This is a genomic window from Algimonas porphyrae (genome assembly GCF_041429795.1).
Lineage (GTDB): Bacteria > Pseudomonadota > Alphaproteobacteria > Caulobacterales > Maricaulaceae > Litorimonas > Litorimonas porphyrae.
In genome coordinates this window covers 2,599,489-2,619,189 of the sequence record NZ_CP163424.1, presented here as the reverse complement: position 1 = coordinate 2,619,189, position 19,701 = coordinate 2,599,489, and the positions used below count along the sequence as shown (strand labels likewise).

The window sequence follows — 19,701 nt, the reverse complement described above, 5'->3', positions numbered from 1 at the left end:
GGGCGCAGTCGCGTCAGCGCTGTCCGCGCTACTTATTTGGGCGGAGGCTGTCTGATCGCGACCAACCCAGAATGTGACGCTGGTCACGAGCGCCAGTATCAATAGGAAACTTGCGTGCCCTCTGATCATTCAGGGATCGCCCGGAACCGGATGGCGGCACCGCCGGATCGTCCGAGCGACAGGGTCATCGGATCCCCTGACGTAACGTTGCGCGTTTCGATCACCAGATCATAGGGATTGTCTTCATAATCCGCATCCGGGCCGTCGCGGTAGATTTGCGCCTCATAGAGGCCCGCGCCGAGAAAGCTCAGATCGACCGAAAGCTCGCGGGCCTCCGCGTCCGTCACGGCGCCCAGATACCAGTCAGCGCTGTTCCGATCCTGACGGGCAATCACGGCAAATTCGCCGACAGCGCCGTCCAGTGCGATGCTTTCTTCCCAGTCGGTCGGGACATCCTTGATGAACTGGAAGGCGTCGGGCCGTCTGGCATATTCTTCGGGACTATCCACAACCATCTGGATCGGTGAATAGAGGGTCACGTAGAGGGCGAGCTCCTTGGCTAGCGTATGGTCGATGCGTGAAAGCGGGCTGTTGCGCGGGAAATCTTCGCGGACTGGGGCTTTCTCATTCGGTCGCAGGTCGAAGGCTCCTGCCGTATAATCCATCGGACCCGACAGCATGCGCGTAAAGATCAGGTTCGGCACATGGTCTGGGCCATTGGGCGGCACCCCCCAAGCGTTAAATTCCTGTCCGCGCGCGCCTTCGCGAGTGACCCAGTTTGGATAGGTCCGGCGCAGACCCGTATCCTTGACGGGCTCATGCGGGTTCATGGCGATCTGGTGTTCATGCGCGCGTTTCACAACGTGGAGATGATGATCCACCTGCGGCTGACTGTCATGATACTCGTAGCGCGGAACACCGTTTTCATCGATGAACTTCAGATTGCCGTCATCGGCGACATAGCCGGATTTGATGACGCGGACGCCGCTGGCCTCATAAAGATCGAGCGCGTCTTCCAGCTGGTTTTCGTAATTGGTGATATTACCGGATGTTTCGTGATGGCCGATCAGTCGCGTGCCGACCTGTTCAGCATAGGCGGCCACGTCCGCAATGTCGAAATCGTCATAGGTTTCGGTGAAGGAGAAAACGTCGCCATTATTGAACCAGTCATCGTCCCAGCCAATGTTCCAGCCTTCGACTAGAACGCCGACAAAGTCGTTTTCCGCGGCAAAGTCCAGATAGGCTTTGGTGCGTTCGGTCGTGGCGGCGTGAAGCCCTTCCACATCGCCTTGCTTCTGGCCCCATGTGCCGTTGCGGATATGCTGATCCCACCAGATGCCCGCATACTTGCCGGGTTCGAAATAGGACACATCGCCGAGCGCATTCGGCTCGTTCAGATTGAGGATCAGATCGGAATTCAGCAGATCTACCGCTTCGTCGCCGATCTGGACCGTGCGCCAAGGGGTCTTGAAGGGCGTGGTGACGACGGCTTTGCGCCCATCGCTGCGCGGTGCCAGACTGGCTTCCAGCACGCCTTCGCGTTCCTGCTCCAGGCTCATGCCGGAATAATTGACCAGCGCGGCTTCGTGAATTGCCATGTGAACCGACCCTTTGCGTAGGGTGACGGGCGTGTGAACCATTTGAATATCGTCCACAGGCGTGTTGCGGTAGAGATATTCGTAGCGATTATACATGCGCGACGGAATCCACCAGCTTTCGGTCTCGCGTCCGACATTGAATTCCGTCAGCTCGTCCATGACGGAGAGCGTCTCGGGCAGACCGGATTGTTCGGGCACTTCGTAACGAAAAGCGACGCCGTCATTAAAGGCGCGGACCCGCATGACAACGCGCATGCGAGGCTCGCCGCGTTCCAGGACGACTTCCAGCATCTGGTGGTGGTCGCGTACGACCCGGCGTTCGCCCCAGGGCTGTTCCCAGCTTTCGTCAACTGCAGCGGTCACGGCGAGATCGAGGATCGACATATCGTCATCGAAGCCGAACCCTTCCGCGAAGCGCAAACCGAGACGCGACTGACCGACAATCTCCTCACCGTCAAAGCGTATCGTGTAGCGCGGAATGCCGCCATCTGCGCGCAGGGTGAAGACAATGCGCCCGTCCGGACTGGCGACCTCGACGGTCTCCGTCGTCGCCCGATTATCCACGGATGGCGGCGAGGTGTCGGCGACCTCGGTCTGCGGCGCGGCGTTTGGCTGCGATGTCTGGGATGCCGGGCTACAGGCCAGAAGACCGATCGCCGTTCCCATCAGGACAGTTGCGCGCATGGACATGATGTCTTCCCCGGGTCATAGTGTTTTCATTCTTTTACAGGAATTTGCACTGTTGGGAAGATAAAAGCTAGAAAGCTACGGAAATAGAACGATTTTTAGTGCAATAATTTGCATTTTGTTCGCATTCGAGGGTGGAAGAATGTCCGGTACGATGCCTTTGTCAAAGATCGTGATCGTCGGCGGCGGGTCCGCCGGCTGGATGACGGCCGCTGCCCTGTCGAATGCGGTCGGATCATCGATCAGGATCGACCTGATCGAGTCCGAGGCGATCGGCACAGTCGGCGTGGGTGAGGCGACCATTCCGCCGATCCGGACCTTCAACCAGCGCCTGGGCATCGACGAGGCGACCTTCATTCGCGAAACGCACGGATCCTATAAGCTCGGCATCGAATTCGTGAACTGGCTTCGCAAGGGGCACAGCTACTTCCATCCCTTTGGACAGTATGGGGCGGAGTTCGACTGGGTGCCCTTCTATCAGTACTGGATGCGCGAACATCTTGCGGGCCATGATGTCGGCGAGATTTCGGATTATTGCATGGCGTGGGCTGCGGCCCGGAACGGCAAGTTCGAACCGCCCATGCGCGATGGACGCAATATCCGCTCACGCCATGATTACGCCTATCATTTCGATGCCATCGCCTATGCGCAGTTCCTGCGGGGCTATGCCGAAGCGCGCGGCGTGACCCGGCATGAAGGGCGCGTCGACAGCGTTGTTCAGGACCCGGAAACGGGCTTTATCACCTCGGTCGCGACAGGGGATGGGCGCCAGTTTTCCGGCGATCTCTTCATCGACTGTTCCGGCTTTCGCGGTCTGCTGATCGAAGGGATATTGGCGACCGGGTATGAGGACTGGTCGCACTGGCTGCCCATGGACCGTGCCGTCGCCGTCCCCTGCGAACCGTCCGGGCCGACCCTGTCTTATACGCGCTCGACGGCGCATCGTGCCGGATGGCAATGGCGCATCCCGCTCGAACATCGCACGGGCAATGGTCATGTCTACAGTTCGGCCTATGAAAGCGCCGAAGACGCCACCCGGACCCTGCTCGACACGCTCGATGGCAAGCCGCTGGCGGACCCTAAACATCTGCGTTTTGTGACGGGCATGCGCAAACAGGTCTGGTCGAAGAATTGCGTCGCTATCGGGCTGTCTGCAGGCTTCATGGAGCCGCTGGAAAGCACGTCGCTGCACCTGATCCAGTACGGAATCATGCGCCTGCTTGCCATGCTGCCCGATGCCGGAATGAGCCCACTGCTGGCCCGTGAATATAATGCGCTGACGCGCGCTGAATATGAACGTGTCAGGGATTTTCTGATCCTGCATTACCACGCGACGGAACGCGATGATTCCGATTTCTGGACCTATGTCCGGACCATGCCAATCCCGGACAGCCTGTCCTACAAGATCGCGCATTTTCGTCGGCACGGCCTGATCGTCTCAGACGAACGCGAGCTGTTCAACAATCCGAGCTGGATCGCCGTCTATCTGGGGCAGGGGATCTGGCCGGACCGGGCGCCTGTCCTATCCGAATTACGGGACACGATACCGGTGGCGGAGCGGCTGCGGCAGGTCCGGTCCGCTATCGACGAAGCCGCCGCCGCCATGCCGACCCATGACGACTATCTGCAGCGCGTTCGGGGAAGCTAACCCGTCAGCTGGCGGATATAGTCCGCGTGACTGGGGAGCGGATCGGTCGTCTTGGCGATCAGCTGGCGCACATCGGACAGGAACTGTGCGAGCTGCGCGTCGCTCAGCTGATCGACATGGCGGTGCCAGCTTTCCGGGCGCACGCCCTGACCCAACATGACCTGGACCCAGCTGCTTTCCCGGAACAGATCGTCCGGATCGCGGAACAGGTGGCCAGATGTCCGGAACAGCTCCATCTTGTGGGCCAGACTGTCGGGAACGGCCATCGTCGCGCAGTGACGCCAGAACGCCGTATCGCCACGCTGCGTGCAGCAATAATGCAGGATCAGGAAATCACGGATCAGGTCATATTCCCGGGTCACGACGCGGTTATATTCGGCGACATTGGCGTCCGAAAAACCCTGATCCGGAAACAGTTCGATCAGGCGCGACACATTGCTCTGAATGATGTGGATCGACGTCGATTCCAGCGGCTCGAGAAAGCCCGAGGCAAGACCCAGGCTGACCACGTTCTTGTGCCACAGGTGTTCACGGCGGCCGGTTCTGAACCGCAGCGTGCGTGGTTCTGCCGTCGGCGCCGCGTCGAGATTGTCGAGTAGAATGGCCGTGGCTTCGTCTTCGCTCATGAAATTGGAGGCAAAAACATGACCATTACCCGTCCGATGCTGCAGCGGGATCCGCCATTGCCAGCCAGCCCCGTGCGCGGTCGCTTTCGTATAGGGTAGAAGCGGGTCCGTGCGTTCGCACGGCACGGTCACGGCGCGGTCCATGGGGAGCCAGTGACTCCAATCTTGCCAGCCGACATCAAGTGCGTCGCCGATCAGAAGGCCGCGAAAGCCCGTGCAGTCTATGAATAGATCGCCGTCGACTCGTTCGCCCGACTCCAATGTCAGCGCGGCGACGTGTCCCGTTTCGCCGTCCAGGGCGATGTCGATGACCTTGCCTTCCGTCCGGGTGACGCCCCACGGTTCGCACAGCTTTCGCAAAAACAGCGCATAGGCTGTAGCATCGAAATGATAGGCATAGGCCAGCCCGGTCATGGCGGTCCGGCCGACACGGTCGACCTGACCCATCCGGTGCGTATAGGCTGCGCGGTGGTGCAGCGAATAGTCCCACAGCGATGATCCGGTCTCAGTGTTTGCGTGCCGTCGCCAGAAATGATGAAATGGGATGCCCTGCAGATTGATGCCAGCATCACCGAATGTGTGCAGATAGCTGTCGCCGCGGCGACCCCAATTGTTGAATTCGATCCCGAGCTTGAAGGAGCCGTTGGTGGCGCGCACGAACGCCGCTTCGTCAATCCCGAGAATGCCGTTCAGACGGCGGATCTGCGGAATAGTCGCCTCGCCAACGCCGACCGTGCCAATCGCATCGGATTCGATCAGGCGAATGTCGATCGCCTTGCCCAGCGTCTTGGACAGGGCCGCCGCTGCAATCCACCCGGCTGTGCCGCCGCCGACGATGACAACGGATGTGACCGGAGTGTGGGAGCGGTTTGTCATAATCCCTGCCTAGCGAAATGCGGGCGCGCTGTCACAGCGTCATGACGGCACGAAAAAGCCCGCCGGAGCGATCCGGCGGGCTCAGTTACTGAATATTCAGGCCGCCTAGAACTTCTTGGCGACCGTGATGTTGAATGTCCGGCCATAATCCTCGTGACGGGACACGAATGTGTCCGTTCCGAGACCACCGCCGTCCAGATCATTCTCTGTCCGGAATGGTTCGTCCGTGAGGTTGTACCCTTCCAGATTGATAGAAAAGCCTTCTAGCGCGCCTTCCTGGAACTCGTAGCCGATCTGTGCGTCGACAATGAATTCCGACAGGGCCTGCTGACCGTTCAGCGAGCCATCGAACTCCTGGATTTCAGCCAGGAAGCCGGAGCGGTAACGCGTATTCACGCGTGCCCGCCAGCCGGACTGCTCGTAGTAAACTTCGCCCGAGAAGGTTTCCTTGGAATAGCCGGGGATCGGGATTTCCTGTCCCTGGAATTCCAGCTCATTATCCGTGTAGGTGTAGGCGGCGTTGATGCCGAAGCCTTGCAGCGGGGCAAAGATGTCATCGAGCGGCAGGCGTAGTGCGGCTTCGAAGCCTTGCAGCGTCGCCGATTCCACATTCACAGGTCCGCTGACCCCGATCAGGGAGGTCCCGGCTGTCGTTGCTGCGGTGCCAGACAGGAACGGTGCGACGGCGGCGCCGCCATCGATCAGTTCGAAGTCATTGACGACATAATCGGCAACATCCTTGGTGAAGAGCGCGAAGGTAATCGCTCCCGCTTCAGAGAAGTACTTTTCGACCGCGACGTCGAATGCCGTCGATTCGAATGGGCGCAGGAACGGGTTACCGCCACTGAAGGTGAAGCAGGTCTGATTCTGGCTCGGATTGAAGAATTGCGGCACGACCGCGTCAATCACGCCGTCGCCATTCGTGTCCGGACAGGCCGTATTGTTCTGAGCCAGCGCCGCGCCAGATCGCAGCTGATCCATACGCGGACGTGTGACGGACCGGGCTGCGCCGAGACGCAGGAACGTCTGATCGGAAAATTCCAGCGAGAAGTTCGCGCTCGGCAGGAAGTCACTATAGCTGTCGGACAGGGCACCTGCCGCCGTCGAAGAGGTTTGCTCCACATCGACATTCTGCACACCGATATTACCCCGAAGCGGCATGGCACCGAGATCGGTTTCGATTTCCATCAGCGCGTAGGCTGTCGTGATCGATTCCTGCACCGTCCACTGAACACCCGCTGCCGGATCAACGAAGTAGGTGCCGTCGGTCAGCAGGCTGGACGGGTCATACGCGACGATTGGCAGGTTCAGAGAACCCGTATCCGTCGCGCCAACCACGTTCGGTAGTGGCGCTTCGCCATTGGTGAAGCGGCCCGTTACCCGCAGGAAGGCCTCGTTGGAATCGAAGTTTTTCTCGCGGTCTGTGACCAGGACACCGGCTACGATACCGTCAATAAAGCCGAATTTGCGATCAAGGTCATACTCGGCCTCGAGGCGGAGCTGGTTCAGCTCATCATCGATCTGTGGCTCCTTGATAAAGCCGGCCTGGCCCCAGCCGCCCGGATCCGTCAGGACGATCGAGTTCGGATTGGAATAGTCGATTTCGCTGTTGATTGTGTACTCGCCCGAGCTTGGCGTCGTGTAAGCCAGCGCGCCGCGAATGCCCGGATCATTGTTACGGGGCCCGAACAGGGCCTGGAAGGCCGTGCCCGCATAGCTTTCATAATCGATATCGTTCTTGTCGACGCGCGATGTCGCCACATCGGTCGTGAAGCGAAGACGCTCGGACAGGCTGACAGACAGGTTGGCACCGAGAGAGTAGATTTCGGCCGTCGCGCCTTCCGTATCGGTCCGCAGGATCGCGCCGACTGGATCATAGACGGCGGTGTCGACGAATGTGCCGCTGCCGGTGGACCCGACCAGGCTTGCGCCTGACCAGCCGGCAATGGGCGTTTCGACGCCGCGGAAGATGCCGGAGTCGGAGAAGTCTGAGTAGAAACCATCGACGACGAGCGCGAAAGTTTCATCGGGTTCGAATTCCAGCGTGCCGGCGACGGATGTGCGCTCGAAGTTGCGGGACACGACACCGGAGCGTGGGTTGTCTGCAGCATAATATGTGCCGTCGGCCAACTGAGCGGTCTGGAACTGGTTCGTCTTCAGTTCGCGTGAAATATACTGGGTCGGGTTGGACTGATCGGTGATACCGATGGCCCAGCCCAGCGTACCAGCAGCGTTCTGATCGATATAGGAGCCAAACAGACGGTAGCCATCATCGGCGAAATCGGGGTTGAGCTGCCCATTATCGTTGAGCACATATTTGCCCGAAACATTAACCTGGCGACTGGTGTAGTCGAGCGGGCGAACCGTGCGCAGATCGACGGCACCGGCAACACCTGTCGTCGCCAGACGCGCATCGGGCGTCTTATAGACCACACCTTGGGCGATCAGTTCGGATGGGAAGACGTCGAACTCGATCCCGCGATTGTTACCCGCAGAGACGACTTCGCGGCCATTAAGCAGCGCGATGGAGAAATCCGGGCCGAGACCACGAATGGAGATCTGCTGCGCCCGTCCGCGAACGCGCTGTGCGGTAACGCCAGGCAGGCGAGCGAGTGAGTCGGCGATTGAGACGTCAGGCAGCTTACCAATGTCTTCCGCCGTGATGGCTTCGACGATGGATGAGCTGTTGCGCTTGAGGCTGAGGCTTTCCTCGATTGAAGATTTGATGCCTGTGGAGACAACGACGTCTTCTTCATCATCGAGAATGTCAGTATCTTGAGCGAATGCAGGAGAGGCTGACATCAGCATGGCCAGTGAAGCCACGCCCAGCAGGAGCTTGTGCTCCAGTGTAGACGACTTGGTCATGATTTTCCCTTCGTGTGCGCGGCTTGAAATGCCGCGCGATCTTTGTTGACCGGACCCGCTGCACGCACCCGGCACCGACCCTTATGAACAAACCTACACAAATTTGCATAGATTGTGCAAATAATTTTCTTGCCTGCCGCTAAATTCCCTGTTCGACTGTGACTTTATGGCCACGATTGCGGCAAATGAAGCTTAAACAGAGACAAAATAGAGGCGCAAGCCCACATAAGGGCGTAATTATTGTTGCAAAAATTTGCAGTAATCCTTGCGTGACACTGTTTTTCAGGTTTAATGGGGTCGAAGCGATATTTCAGGGGAGGCCGCCTCGCAATCCGGGCGGAAAACGATCGACATGGCAATTTCACTGTTTCCCGGGGTCCGTTTGCCGCGCATTCTGAGCCGTCTCACTCTTATGAGCGTGTCCTGCGCGGTGATCGTCGCCTGTCAGTCCATGGCCGGCCCCGCCAATGTCCAGTCCGCCACTGGCCTGTCCATGACGGATAAGGCCGCAACAGCGCCTGCCGGCACGATCACAGCCGAGATGCTGCGGAGTGCTGAGCGTCTGCCGGTGGACGAGATCGTCTATTTCATGCTGCCCGACCGATTCGAAAACGGCGATCCGACGAATGACCGGGGCGGTGTAAACGGCACGCGCCTCGACCACGGGTTCGATCCGACGGCCAAGGGCTTTTATCAGGGCGGCGACCTGAAGGGCCTGACGAGCCGACTCGACTATATTCAGGGCTTAGGAGTGACAGCCATCTGGCTTGGGCCGATTTTCAAGAACAAGCCGGTCCAAGGCGGCCCCGGACAGGAAAGCTCCGGCTATCACGGCTACTGGATCACGGATTTCACCAAGCCTGATCCGCATCTGGGCACGGAAGCGGATCTGAAAGCCTTCGTCGATGCTGCCCATGCGCGCGGCCTGAAGGTCTATATGGACATCATCACCAACCACACAGCGGACGTGATCGCCTACCGTGAATGTCACGACCCGGACTATGCGGGTCCGGACAAGGTGACGGATGGCTGCAAATATCGCTCGATCGCCGATTATCCCTTCACGACCGATGGCGGTCCCGATGGCCCAGCCATCAATGACGGCTTCCTCGGCGATGCCACACATGTCCAGACGCCCGAGAATTTCGCTCGGCTGGTCAATCCCAATTATGCCTATACGCCCTACATTCCGGCTGGTGAGGAGGCCGTCAAACATCCGGCCTGGCTCAATGATCTGCAATATTACTCCAACCGGGGCGAGACAACCTGGTCAGGCGAAAGCTCGCTCTGGGGTGATTTTTCAGGGCTGGACGATCTGCTGACCAGCCACCCGGTCGTGGTCGACGGCATGATCGACATTTTCCAGGACTGGATCACGGACTATGGAATTGACGGGTTCCGCATCGATACGACCCGCCATGTCAATCCGGAGTTCTGGCTCGACTTCCTGCCCGCCATGAACGAACATGCCGCCTCGCTCGGTAATCCTTGGTTCTATCAGTTCGGCGAGGTCTATGACCCCGATCCGGGCGCGCTGGCCCGGTTCACACGCGTGGACGGGTTCGATCAGGTGTTGGACTTCGGGTTCCAGTCGGCCGTGTTTGCCGTCGTGTCTGGTCAGGAACCGACAGCGCGGCTGAACAAGATGCTGCGCCTGGACGATGTCTATGGAAAGACGACTTGGAACGGCATGACCCAGCCGACCTTCCTCGGCAATCACGATATGGGTCGCTTCTCGGGGATGCTGAAGCAGACGATTCCGGGCATCAGCCAGGATGAGTTGCTGGCGCGCACCAAGCTGGGTCACGGCCTGATGATGTTCATGCGCGGCGTTCCGGTGATCTATTCGGGCGACGAGCAGGGCTTCGTCTCTGACGGCAATGACCAACTCGCCCGCGAACCGCTTTTTCCTAGCCAGACGGCTGTCTACAATGACAATGATCTGATTGGCACGGACGCGACGACGGCGGACAGCAATTTCGATCAGGCTCATCCGCTCTATCGCTATATTGCGGAGATGGCAGCCATTCGGCAGGCCCATGCCGCCTTCCGGCGCGGCGCGATGGAGACCCGTCTGTTCGAAGTCGGCACGAATACGGATAGCAGCGCCGGAATGAATGTCCGCCAGTTCGACGCGCAGACGGGAACGGCGTTCGCCTTTTCCCGCTTCGACCCCGTCACGGGGCAGGAATATCTGGTCGTCATCAATACGGGCGGCACAGAGCGGTTGATCAATGTCCGGGTCGAACCGGACACGACGGCGTTTACAGCGCTCAGCGGCGATTGCCCCACTACGACATCGACAATGGCTACGGCCAGCGTCCGGGTTCCGGCTTTCAGCCTGACCGTCTGTCAGGGCAATGGCCGGGCGGAGCGACACGTTCGATGAGCTTGCCGCCGGAAGGAGTTCTGGTCCAGGAAGCGGCTGTGACTGACATGACGACATCACGGACGACACAGGATGCTTCGCCTTGGTGGAAGGGCGCGACCATCTATCAGATCTATCCGCGTAGTTTTCAGGATACGACGGGCGACGGCATCGGTGACCTGCCGGGCATCACCCGGCGTCTGGACTATGTTGCATCGCTGGGTGTGCAGGCGATCTGGATTTCGCCATTTTTCACCTCGCCCATGGCCGATTATGGATATGATGTCGCGGATTTCTGCGGCGTCGATCCGATATTCGGGACGTTGGGCGATTTCGACGCGCTGGTTTCCAAAGCGCATGCGCTGGGTCTGAAAGTCACCATCGATCAGGTTTACAGCCACACATCCGATCAGCATCCCTGGTTCGAGGAGAGCCGCCGGTCCCGCGACAATGAAAAGGCGGACTGGTATGTCTGGGCCGATGCGCGCCCTGATGGCACACCGCCCAATAACTGGCAGTCCGTTTTCGGAATGGGGGCGTGGGAATGGGATGCGCGGCGGGGGCAGTATTACCTGCACAATTTCCTGCGCGAACAGCCCGATCTGAATCTGCACAATCGCGATGTTCAGGACGCCATCTTGTCCGCAACGCGATTCTGGCTTGATCGCGGTGTCGACGGCTTCAGGCTCGACGCGCTGAATTTCGGGATGCACAATCGGGATCTGACGGATAACCCCATTGAAACGGACCCGAAGCGACCCCCGACTCGGCCGTTCGATTTTCAGCGTCACACACATAGTATGAGCCAGCCCGAAATCGTGCCTTTCATCGAGCGGATCCGCAGCACGATCGATCGCTATGGTGGCCGACATTTCACGGTTGCGGAAGTGGGTGGCCCGCGTCCGCTGCTCGAGATGAAAGCGTTCACGCAAGGTTCGGCGCGGCTGAATTCCGCTTACGCCTTCGATTTCCTCTATGCGGATCAACTGACTGCCGATCTTGTTCGCAAGACGCAGCGTGAATGGCCCGGAACGGAGGGCGAGGGCTGGCCGAGCTGGGCGTTCGAAAATCATGACGCGCCGCGCGCCGTGTCGCGCTGGCGCGGCTCATGCAGCGCGGACCGTTACGCAAAGCTGCTGGCTCTGCTGTTGCTCGCTCTGCGCGGCAATGCTTTCATTTATAACGGCGGAGAACTGGGTCTGACGCAGGGCGATATCGCCTTCGAGGATCTTAAAGACCCCGAAGCGATCACCAACTGGCCGGAAACGCTCGGTCGCGATGGTGCACGCACGCCAATGCCGTGGGACGCATCGCGCAATGATCATGCTGGCTTTTCCGAAGGCAAGCCCTGGCTACCGGTCCAGGACGACCACCGACAGGCCTGCGTCGCCCATCAGGTGCGCGATCCTGAAAGCGTTCTGAACACCTACCGCGCAGCGATTGCGCTGAGAAATAGCTGCCGCGTCCTGCGGGAAGGGGCGATCCGGTTCGACGGAGAGGGGGAGCTGCTGGTGTTCGATCGCTTGCTGGATGGACGGCGTCGGCGCTGCGTGTTCAATCTGGGTGCGACGTCTCTGCCTTATGACGGTGAGACCGCTGCGGAGCTCTGCGTCGGAGACCGCCCTGAAAACGGTATGGTGTCAGCCTATTCGGCCTTCGTTTCGCCGCTGAGCAGCTAGGGGCTAGGCCAGAGCGCCGCAGCTCTCGCGCTGAATCAGTTCGGTCGGCAGGCGTTCGGACCGCAAATCGCCGGGTTCATCGGCATTGAGCAGTTTCATGACCAGCAACCGTCCGGCCAGCGTCAGATCCTGTCCAATCGTCGTCAGCGGCGGTTCGATATAGCGGGCCAGCTGAATATCATCATAGCCGACGACCGAGACGTCCTGCGGCACGGACCGGCCCTGTTCACGCAAGGCCCGGATCACACCGATGGCGATGAGGTCTGACGCGCAGACCACGGCATCGAAGGCCGTCCCGCGCGAGATCAGTGCATGAGTTGAATTGGCCGCGCTTTCGATTTCGAAATGGGCCGGAAAGACCAAATCCGGATCAGGGCTGATCCCGAACCGTTCAAGGGCGCGGCGGTAGCCCTGATAGCGCTGATTAATTTCGGGTGCGTCCGTATCACCGAAAAAAGCGATGCGGGTCCGACCGAGGCGCGCCAGATGGGCCGCAGCCATTTCGCCGCCTCTGAGATTGTCCGATCCGACCGACGCGTAGGACTGGTCCGGCAACTGACCGCCCCAAACGATGAATTTCATAGGGTGGCCGACAAGACGATTTAGCCGTTCATGCAGGAAGCTCTGTCCGAGAAAGATGATGCCCGAGGCCCGCGAATTGTCGAGCAGGCGCGACAGGTCGTCATAGTTTTGCGGATCGGCATGCGAGACGACATAGTCGCAGCGCAGACTTCTGGCGGCTTCGCCGATCCCGCCCAGCAGGCCCTGAAAGAACGGGTCCAGCATCCACCCATTGCGGCCCTGCGGTTTCGGAATGATCACGGACAGGCGATTGGCAACATTCGCGCCGCTGCCGAGCTGGCTGCGGATATTATAGCCCTGACGGCGGGCCAGATCCCAGATACGGCGCTTGGTCTTGTCACTGACGGCGGGATTGTCCGACAGGGCGCGGGAGACGGTCGCGATCGACACGCCGGCTTCCTGGGCAATATCTTCCAGCCGGACTTTCTTGGCCATGACTGTCAGCTTCCTAATCGAGTGGTTTTTCGTAAGGCACGAAGATCAGCAACAGGGCACCGAGCATCATCACACTGCCAGCGACGACCAGCGTCAGAATCGTCTCGCCACCCAGGAATGTGGTGAGCACGGTTCCCATGATCGTGCCAACGACTAATTGCGGGATTACAATGAAATAGTTGAAGATGCCCATATATGTGCCCATCCGGTTGGCAGGCAGGGCATCGGCCAGCAATGCATAGGGCAGGGTTAGCACACAGGCCCAGACGATGCCGATGCCGATGGCCGAGACCCAGAACAGGCTTGGCGGGAACAGCCAGATCGAAATGAAGGCCAGACCGCCCGTTATCAATGACGCCCCATAGAAAGGCTTGAGACCGATCGCTTTCGTGCCGAGCGGGATCAGCAGCGAGAAGCCCCATGCTACCAGACTGTAGATCGCAAAGATATTGTTTACCGCCAGCGACCCTGCGCCGAAGGCTTCGGAGGTGGGGTCGGTCGTGCCAAAATGGTGGCTGGTAACGGCGGAGTTGAGATAGACCCAAAGCGTGAAGAAGGCGAACCAGCTGGTGAACTGGACGAGCGCCAGACGTTTCATCAACGTCGGCATAGTCGCCAGATCGTCCATCAGGGATCCAACCATGCCGGGCCAACGGCTGGCCCGCAGTCGCAGCGCGTTGAAGACAAGCAGGAGGCCAAGCCCCAGGACAAGCGCGGCAAAAACGCTGAGCTGCCGTTCCGCCGCGCCGGATAGCACAAGCGCCAGCAGTCCAACGCCAATCGCGATCGCGACAAGGCCACGCATTTGAAACCAGTTCGGCGCCGGCACAGGGCGGTCAGCCTGCCGCGCCGCGCCGAGTGCGCTCGTGTCTGCCGCTTCGAAAGCGTGCAGCGTGTCGGGATCATATTCCTTCGATGTCAGGACAGTGTAGAGGACGCTGGCGAACAGGATGGCCGCGCCAGCCAGAAAGGCGATCTTGACAGAGTCCGGAACGATATTGGCGTCCGCCGTGTTTGCGGCGCCGAGAAAATTCGTTGCCCATTCCGGCAGCTTGGAGCCAACATAACCACCCGCGCCGATAAAGAAGCCCTGAATGGCGTAGCCGAGCGTGCGCTGTTTCGTGTTCAGATTGTCGCCGACAAACGCCCGGAATGGTTCCATGGAAATGTTGAGCGACGCGTCCAGTATCCAGAGCGAGCTGGCCGCGATCCAGAGCGCCGGACTGTTCGGCATGAAGAGGAGGGCGAAGCTCGCCAGCAATGCACCGAGCAGAAAGTAAGGACGCCGTCGCCCGAACCGGTTCCAGGTCCGGTCCGACAGATAGCCGACGATCGGCTGCACGATCAGGCCCGTCACCGGACCGGCCAGCCAGAACAAGGCGAGCTTGTCCGCGTCCGATCCCAACGTCGAGAATATGCGCGACGCATTGGCATTCTGCAGGGCAAAGCCGATCTGTAGTCCGAAAAAGCCGACCGCCATATTGATGATCGACAGAATGGGCAGGTTGGGCTTCAATCCTGCTGCGCCCGGCGTGACAGTGCCGTCATAGGCTGGCGTCGTCATAGTGATCCCCCTTTGACCGCGCCCCGCTTGTGGACGCAATTCTTTGCGAAGATCATGCAATTATTTTCATCAACCCGCAAGCGCCGATCACGATATACCGGGCTTAATCAGGCGCAATAGATAAGGTGCGGCGGCTAGCTCACAAGGCCGAGCGCGTCCTTGGCCATCCGGGTGACCGTTAGATAGTCGAGCTTACCCGTCCCCAGAACGGGCAGGCTGTCGACCGACAGGATTTTCTTCGGCACGGCGATTTCGGGAACGCCATGTGTCTGCGCCCAGCGCAGAAGGTCCTGCCGTTTGGCATCCGGATAGTCGGTGACGAGGATGATCTGTTCGCCCTTGCGCGGGTCGGGCACGATCGCCGCAGCGTGCATATGATCTGGCCAGACGGCGGAGGCGCAATTCTCGACCACGGTGAGGGAGACCATTTCCCCGCCAATCTTGGCAAAGCGCTTGATCCGTCCGCGAATGACGAAATAACCTTCCTCATCGACTGACACCACGTCGCCTGTATCATGCCAGCCATCGTCGAGGGGCGTCACCTGACCGGGGTTGTCCGGCTTGATATAGCCTTTCATGATGTTCGGCCCGCGCACCCAGAGGCGTCCGCCTTCCTGTAGGCCTTCCACGGGCTCCAGCCGCGTTTCGATGCCTGGCAGCATCTTGCCGATCGTGCCGTTGCGGATATCGCCGGGCTGATTGGCCGCCAGCACGGGCGCGCATTCCGTGACGCCGTAGCCTTCCAGCACTTCGAAGGAAAAGCGGTCTTCCGCGGTCTTGCGCGTTTCTTCGCGCACACGTTCGGCCCCGCAAACGGCGATGCGGAGTGAATTGAGTCCGCCATCATTACTCGCGCGCATATATTGCTGCAAAAACGTGTCGGTCGCGAACAGGATCGTCGCGCGGGTCTTGAAAATCCGTTTGGCCACCGTCTTGGTCTGCAAGGGCGAAGGATGGAGCACCACCTTGTAACCGCTAAACAGCGGCCACAGCGTCCCCGCCGTCAGCCCGTAGCAATGGAAGGTCGGCAGGGGGTTGAAAAAGACGTCCGTCTCTTCGAGCTCGACATGCTGTTCGATCTGCTCGACATTTGACAGGATATTGGCGTGGGTGAGCGCGACGCCCTTCGGATTGCCTTCCGTTCCTGATGTGAACAGTACGATGGCGGTTTCGTCGGGCGAAGCTGCGGGCAGAAAGAACTTTGGAAAGACCGGGCCGAGAACGGCGCGCACTTTGCCGGACAGGCCGATCTCTTCGCGCATATCCTCAAGATAGAGAATATCCGCAAACTCGGAGAGTTCTGAGACCAGCGACGACAGTCCGGCGAGTTCGACGAACTTGTGGGCCGTGACGATGGTCTTGAGCGGAGCCGTTTCGGCGGCGGCTCTGAGGTTTTGAATGCCTGCCGTAAAATTCAGCATGGCCGGCGTTCGCCCTGCAGCGTGCAGTGACAGTAGGGCGATGACCGCCCCGGCCCCGGTTGGGAGCAGGACGCCGACCGTTTCACCGTTCTGGGTCTTGTTGCGCAGGGGTGAGGACAGGGCGAATGCGGCCCGGCGCAACTCTGCATAAGTCAGGTTTCGCCCATCGCCGTCGACCAGGATCGCGGTTTTCGGCCCATTCGTTCGGCACGCTTCGAGAAAGGCATCCATCAGGCTGCGACGCGTCCGGCGATGGCGTTTCCGGGATAATGCGTCGGATTTGATCACTGAAGCCGTCAAATGCCAACCCTCCTTCTGCCTTTCGGATCAGCCCGGCATGACGGAATGAAGACGAATTTGCAACAATCCCGGCGTCTCTTCGTTAGACAAGCCCGAACTGTCTCGCCGGAAGACCCTACATCATGATGCCGAATTTCGACTTTGATCGCCAGAAAACGCGCGATGCTTTTCGTCTGGGATTGCAATCGGCCTTCGCCGCCGTGATCTGTTTTCTGGCGCTCGAAGTGATCGGATCCGACGAGAAATTTCTAGGCGTCCTGTCCGCCGTCCTGATTGTCCAGCCCAGCGTCGGCAAGACGGTGACGGCAGGATGGGAGCGGTTTCTGTCGACCCTGCTCGGCAGTGCTATCGGCCTGCTCTGCCTGTTCCTGCTGCCCAACGCCTATAGTGTCATCATTGCGCTGGCGGTGGTGATGTTCGTCATGAACGTGATTGCGGGCTTCCGGCCAGACTGGCGTTACGGCGTCGTCGCTGCCGTGGCCTTGGCACTGGCAGACACGAGCGGGGATTTCGAGGTCGCCCAGACCCGCGCGATTGCCATTGGTGTCGGCATCGTGATCGGCATTCTGGTCAGCCTGATCGTCTGGCCCGAAAGTGCGGCCAAACGTGCCAAGCGTTATCGGCGTCAGGCGCTCAATGCCGCAGCGGACCGCTACAAATGGGCGCTGCAGGACGAACGGGACGATGACGAGGCGGACGACGCGCGGCAACGGTTTCACACCGCCCTGACGGCGGGGCGTGATGTCGCCAATGCTGCAAAGGGACGTGAGCAGGACATTCTGAAGGACACGTTCGAATCCGTCGACGAGCTTTATCATTCGATCGTACTGATCCACCGCGTGGACAGTCCGCTATCCCGGTTCGATGATTCCATCATCTCACGGAAATCGCTGATCGAATCCGGTCAGACGGCGATCTGCTCGCTCTTGGATGCGGGCGATGATTTCGACACGGCGATGACGGCGTTCAAGGAAGCGATCGATAAGGTCGAAGAAAGTCTGGTCGACCGTGATATGTCGGATGACGGGTCGGCAGGCGCGGCCTCGGTCGTCTTCGCACTCAATGAAATGGTGTCGTCCATCGAACGGGCGCAGGACATCGCGGCAGAGCCAGACGACACCCGCCTTAAGACACCGTCTGCGGTGCGTGAACTCATGCCTTAACGAGCAAGCTAAGGCCGGAAATATGTGACGCGCAGACGGGCGCGACATTTTAATACCCGCTTCTGCGCTGCCAGATAATCGTGACAGTCTCGGTGCTCAGCCGACAACGCATTATCTCACAAAATTGATCCCCGATTGGGGTTAGCCTTACTAATGTCAGACTTGTTCGCCGCGGGCACGAGGAGGCGCATTGGCCATGGATCGCAGCGGTGTTAGAGGCGGTCGGCATCCTTGGCGAAGTCCCATCCCCTAGATCTGTCAGAGGCGGGTCAATCTGCGTTCTCCGTCGCGGCCTTCGGTGCGCGGTCGTAGATAGCCGCTTGGACGTGAATCCGGCCATTGGATGCCGGTCCGGAAAAATGTCGGTAAGGTTACAAATTTCCTCTCAAAACCTCTGAAAAGCGGCTGAAAAACGTCTGCATCTAAAGGGCTTTTTCAGACTTTTCTGCCATGGCGATCCGATGGGTGTCCCACACTATAATCACGGCTTCGCAGAGCTTTGCGATACTGTGAAACAGGGAGTCTGGAGCCGGATCGGTCTCGGGGCCGCGACCTGTTTCGTGGTTGGGTTGACCGTCGCATGGTCTGTCGCGACACCGATATTCGTTCTCTGGTGCCTCGGTTCGGCTTGGGAAGTTCTGACTTTCCAGCGCTTCAAGAAGAACATGCGAAGCGCAACGGCCCATTGGCACATGCTAGTATCGGTCTTTGTCAATATGTGCGTCACCATGTTGCCCGTTCTAGCTTGTATGCTGCAGCGCGATATGGGCCTGACCCTCGTGACCGGCCTCTATGCGACAGGCACATTGATCTTCCTGTCGATCATTTTCGGACGTTATAAGGCCTTGCTGATCGCAGCGACGCTACCCTGCGTGCTGGCGATCATGGCGATCACGGGGCTGATGGTCGTGGATTACGTTGTCGAGGGGCGGCTATATATGGCGGTTTCGATGATGGCGATCGTCCCAGTCTTCATCCTGACAGGTCTGATGCCGCATCTGTCCCTGCGTCAGCGCGATCGGCAGTTGGAGGCGCTGGTCATCGAAGCCGATACGCAGCGCGTTATCGCGGAGGCGGAACGTCGCGACGCGCAGAAGGCGAAAGCCGAGGCCGATGCGGCCAATCTCGCAAAGACGGAATTTCTGGCCAGTATGAGCCACGAACTCAGAACACCCATGAACGGCATTATTGGAATGGCCGATCTGATGCTGCAATCCGGTCTGACGGAGGATCAGAAACGCTTCGGCCATATCATTCAGTCGTCGGGCGAAAACCTGCTGGTCATCATCAATGATATTCTGGATTTCTCGAAGCTTGAAGCGCGCGAAATGACACTGCATCCCGAAGCCTTCGATTTGCGATCTACGGTCGATATGGTGGCGACGCTGATTTCCGGTCGCGAGGACAGGCCCCATGTCAATGTGAAGGTCCATGTCGATCCGGACCTGCCGCCCCTGTTTGTTGGCGACGCCGTCCGGATCGGTCAGATCCTGACAAATCTGGCTGGCAATGCGATGAAGTTCACCAAAAAGGGCGATGTCGTGATCGCAGTGCAGCGCGCGCGGCGCAAAGGCGACACAGGGCCGTGCGATGGGCAGACGGCCGATCTGCTTTTCACAGTACGCGATACGGGTATTGGCATCGAACCGGATCAGATCAGCCGAATGTTCGAGAAATTCTCGCAGGCCAGTTCCGGCACGACGCGGACTTATGGCGGAACCGGTCTGGGTCTGGCTATCTGCAAGGAACTGGTCGAGCTGATGGGCGGTAAAATCGGCGCCGCCAGCCAGCCGGGTGTCGGCTCGACGTTCGGCTTCACCGTCAGGCTACCGGTCGCCGCGCAGAGCGAAACGGCGGCTCAGCAGAATAGGAACGAAGCGGCCTAGGCC

The 19,701-nt window shown here is 59.4% G+C and carries 11 protein-coding genes; 5 read left to right on the top strand and 6 right to left on the bottom strand.

All coding sequences use genetic code 11. The features are described 5' to 3' along the window. Window positions 1-125 precede the first annotated feature (125 nt). Entirely contained in the window at window positions 126-2,282 is a 2,157-nt protein-coding gene (locus AB6B39_RS12735; protein ID WP_284373670.1) for a glycoside hydrolase family 97 protein, read from the bottom strand. 145 nt (window positions 2,283-2,427) lie between these two features. Here AB6B39_RS12735 and AB6B39_RS12730 point away from each other — a divergent pair, with 145 nt between their 5' ends. Continuing rightward, window positions 2,428-3,933 (top strand): tryptophan halogenase family protein, encoded by a 1,506-nt coding sequence (locus AB6B39_RS12730; protein ID WP_284373668.1) that lies wholly within the window; start codon window positions 2,428-2,430, stop codon window positions 3,931-3,933. On the opposite strand, the gene AB6B39_RS12725 is transcribed toward AB6B39_RS12730, so the two are convergent. Beyond that, window positions 3,930-5,435: a tryptophan halogenase family protein gene (locus AB6B39_RS12725; protein WP_284373666.1), complete on the bottom strand. Its 1,506-nt coding sequence runs from the start codon at window positions 5,433-5,435 to the stop codon at window positions 3,930-3,932. The genes AB6B39_RS12730 and AB6B39_RS12725 overlap by 4 nt on opposite strands. Before the next feature lie 105 nt (window positions 5,436-5,540). Beyond that, window positions 5,541-8,300, bottom strand: a complete 2,760-nt coding sequence (locus AB6B39_RS12720; RefSeq protein WP_284373664.1) for a TonB-dependent receptor — start codon at window positions 8,298-8,300, stop codon at window positions 5,541-5,543. 352 nt (window positions 8,301-8,652) lie between these two features. Here AB6B39_RS12720 and AB6B39_RS12715 point away from each other — a divergent pair, with 352 nt between their 5' ends. Next, the gene (locus AB6B39_RS12715; protein ID WP_284373662.1) at window positions 8,653-10,689 is read left to right on the top strand and encodes an alpha-amylase family glycosyl hydrolase; all 2,037 of its coding nucleotides are present in this window, start codon (window positions 8,653-8,655) and stop codon (window positions 10,687-10,689) included. 47 nt (window positions 10,690-10,736) lie between these two features. Further along, on the top strand, window positions 10,737-12,347 hold the full coding sequence (locus AB6B39_RS12710) for an alpha-amylase family glycosyl hydrolase (protein ID WP_348520203.1): 1,611 nt from the start codon (window positions 10,737-10,739) through the stop codon (window positions 12,345-12,347). A gap of 3 nt (window positions 12,348-12,350) precedes the next feature. On the opposite strand, the gene AB6B39_RS12705 is transcribed toward AB6B39_RS12710, so the two are convergent. The 3 genes from AB6B39_RS12705 to AB6B39_RS12695 all read right to left on the bottom strand — a co-directional run bounded on the left by AB6B39_RS12705 (window position 12,351) and on the right by AB6B39_RS12695 (window position 16,649). After that, the gene (locus AB6B39_RS12705) at window positions 12,351-13,364 is read right to left on the bottom strand and encodes a LacI family DNA-binding transcriptional regulator (RefSeq protein ID WP_284373657.1); all 1,014 of its coding nucleotides are present in this window, start codon (window positions 13,362-13,364) and stop codon (window positions 12,351-12,353) included. A gap of 13 nt (window positions 13,365-13,377) precedes the next feature. Further along, window positions 13,378-14,928 (bottom strand): MFS transporter, encoded by a 1,551-nt coding sequence (locus tag AB6B39_RS12700; RefSeq protein ID WP_284373655.1) that lies wholly within the window; start codon window positions 14,926-14,928, stop codon window positions 13,378-13,380. 134 nt (window positions 14,929-15,062) lie between these two features. Further along, window positions 15,063-16,649, bottom strand: a complete 1,587-nt coding sequence (locus AB6B39_RS12695; RefSeq protein WP_284373652.1) for an AMP-binding protein — start codon at window positions 16,647-16,649, stop codon at window positions 15,063-15,065. A 122-nt stretch (window positions 16,650-16,771) separates the two neighbouring features. On the opposite strand from AB6B39_RS12695, the gene AB6B39_RS12690 reads away from it, so the two are divergent. Together AB6B39_RS12690 and AB6B39_RS12685 are read left to right on the top strand one after the other, a co-directional pair. Further along, entirely contained in the window at window positions 16,772-17,812 is a 1,041-nt protein-coding gene (locus AB6B39_RS12690) for an FUSC family protein (protein WP_284373650.1), read from the top strand. 461 nt (window positions 17,813-18,273) lie between these two features. After that, window positions 18,274-19,698 (top strand): ATP-binding protein, encoded by a 1,425-nt coding sequence (locus AB6B39_RS12685; protein ID WP_284373648.1) that lies wholly within the window; start codon window positions 18,274-18,276, stop codon window positions 19,696-19,698. Window positions 19,699-19,701: the final 3 nt, after the last annotated feature.

Coding starts and splice junctions, on each gene's coding strand:
- AB6B39_RS12735 (WP_284373670.1), bottom strand. CDS start 2,282: ATGCGCGCAACTGTCCTGATGGGAACGGCGATCGGTCTTCTGGCCTGT.
- AB6B39_RS12730 (WP_284373668.1), top strand. CDS start 2,428: ATGTCCGGTACGATGCCTTTGTCAAAGATCGTGATCGTCGGCGGCGGG.
- AB6B39_RS12725 (WP_284373666.1), bottom strand. CDS start 5,435: ATGACAAACCGCTCCCACACTCCGGTCACATCCGTTGTCATCGTCGGC.
- AB6B39_RS12720 (WP_284373664.1), bottom strand. CDS start 8,300: ATGACCAAGTCGTCTACACTGGAGCACAAGCTCCTGCTGGGCGTGGCT.
- AB6B39_RS12715 (WP_284373662.1), top strand. CDS start 8,653: ATGGCAATTTCACTGTTTCCCGGGGTCCGTTTGCCGCGCATTCTGAGC.
- AB6B39_RS12710 (WP_348520203.1), top strand. CDS start 10,737: ATGACGACATCACGGACGACACAGGATGCTTCGCCTTGGTGGAAGGGC.
- AB6B39_RS12705 (WP_284373657.1), bottom strand. CDS start 13,364: ATGGCCAAGAAAGTCCGGCTGGAAGATATTGCCCAGGAAGCCGGCGTG.
- AB6B39_RS12700 (WP_284373655.1), bottom strand. CDS start 14,928: ATGACGACGCCAGCCTATGACGGCACTGTCACGCCGGGCGCAGCAGGA.
- AB6B39_RS12690 (WP_284373650.1), top strand. CDS start 16,772: ATGATGCCGAATTTCGACTTTGATCGCCAGAAAACGCGCGATGCTTTT.
- AB6B39_RS12685 (WP_284373648.1), top strand. CDS start 18,274: ATGGGTGTCCCACACTATAATCACGGCTTCGCAGAGCTTTGCGATACT.